Source organism: Streptomyces sp. NPDC005070, from assembly GCF_053600395.1.
This window is the reverse complement of record NZ_JBSFZS010000461.1, coordinates 1-1,656: the sequence shown is the minus strand read 5'-3', so window position 1 is coordinate 1,656 and position 1,656 is coordinate 1. Positions and strand designations below refer to the sequence as shown.

Below are 1,656 nucleotides of genomic sequence, written 5' to 3'. Positions count from 1 at the left end.
TCGAGAACCAGAAGCGCCCCACGTGACGGGCTGAGGCGAACACTGCGGACCCCTGCTCACGTGCGGGTCAGAGCAGCTCTGAGACGGCCTTCGCCCCCGGCGTAAACGCCGAAGCACCGGCCAAGATCAAAGGTCGACGGCCAGGGAGATGGCGACGTAGTGCGCCGCGAAGGCGGCGATCGTCAGGGCGTGGAACACCTCGTGGAAGCCAAACCAACGCAGTGAGGGGTCAGGCCGCTTGAGGGCGTAGACGACCGCGCCCGCACTGTAGAGAAGACCGCCCGCCACGATCAGAACGAGTACGGCCACTCCCCCGGTGTGCAGGAAATCGGGCAGATACCGCACCGGCGCCCACCCCAGGGCCAGGTAGCACGGCGTGTACAGCCAGCGCGGGGCTGCGACCCAGAACACCCGGAACGCGATGCCGGCCAGTGCGCCTGCCCACACGATCCACAGCAGTACGGACCGCTGCTCCGGCCGGAGGAGAAGCACGGCCAGCGGGGTGCAGGTGCCAGCGATGATGAGGAAGATGTTGGCGTGGTCGAGGCGTCGCAGGAGTGCCTCCCCCAGTGATCCCCAGGTGCCGCGGTGGTAGACGGCGCTCGTTGCGAACAGCATCCAGGCGGTGACCGAGTACACGGCGCAGGCCACCGTCGCCTGCGGGGTGCGGGCCAGGCAGATGAGTACAACGCCGGCGATCAGCGAGAGGGGAACCATGCCCGCATGCAGCCAGCCACGCAGCCTCGGCTTGACCGGCTCGACCAGTTCGGCCGCCCGATCTACCAGAGCAGCGACCGGGCGGGCTTCCCCTGCTGCTTCGTCGGCTTGCGACTCGACGGACGGGCCGTCCTCGCGGCTCTCTCCACGCCGTGAGGCGACGTCCATGTATTCGACTTCAGCAGCGTCACGGGACACAGCTTCTCGCCCTCCCTCGGATTCCTGGGCGCCACCGGTGATCATGGAGGCATGCTAGAAGACGACACCGGACGGCGTTCTGAGAGGTCGCTCGCTACTGCCGTGCGCACCGCCCACCGCCTGGTACTCGGCAACTGGTGGTGCTGCAAGCCCGTTACTCCTGGGGTCAATTGGGCTTGCCACACCTGAGTAGACCAGCTCTTCATGGGAACGATCAGAACTTCCGACCGGTATTTCGCCCGCCTACGCGCAAGGATCGTCGATGCTTCCTGAGGTCCGTCCCCACGTATCCGCCCCGCTCACGAACCAGGTGGAATATCAGTTGGGTCTGGCTGCGCATGTCGAGGCAGGCCGCCTCGATGTGGAGCGCGTCGCCGGCATCGCGGTCGTCGCAGCTGCCCACTCCGACGGCTATGCGGCCACCGGTCATCTCCTCGGGCTGCTGGCCGCGCTGCCGGCCCCCACCAAAGCGGGAGAGCGTTTCTGGTCGGAGCTGTGGAGGACGTCAGGCACCGCGTATCTGCTTCCCGCCAACATCAAGGCTCTGGTGCTGCGTTCACTCACCGGCGAGGGTACTGGCCTCGCCCGCCAGATCCTCTCGGCTGTCGATCAGATGACACCGCCCCAGCGCGTCGCAGCGGGCGAGCGGGCGGCTGGCCGGCTATCTGGCCGCGGCCCCGCTCAGCCTCCCCGTCATGCAGCTCGTCCAGCGCACCATGCTTCCCGACTCCGGGCCCGCTG

2 protein-coding genes are annotated in these 1,656 nt (G+C 67.6%); one reads left to right on the top strand and one right to left on the bottom strand.

Annotated features, from left to right (window positions below):
* Nucleotides 1-126: 126 nt before the first annotated feature.
* Nucleotides 127-885, bottom strand: coding sequence for a PAQR family membrane homeostasis protein TrhA (gene trhA / locus ACWEBX_RS40250; protein ID WP_451889652.1), 759 nt, complete (start codon nt 883-885; stop codon nt 127-129).
* Between the two features lie 292 nt (nt 886-1,177).
* Here trhA and ACWEBX_RS40245 point away from each other — a divergent pair.
* On the top strand, nt 1,178-1,656 hold a 479-nt coding region (locus tag ACWEBX_RS40245), incomplete at its 3' end, for a hypothetical protein (protein ID WP_451889651.1).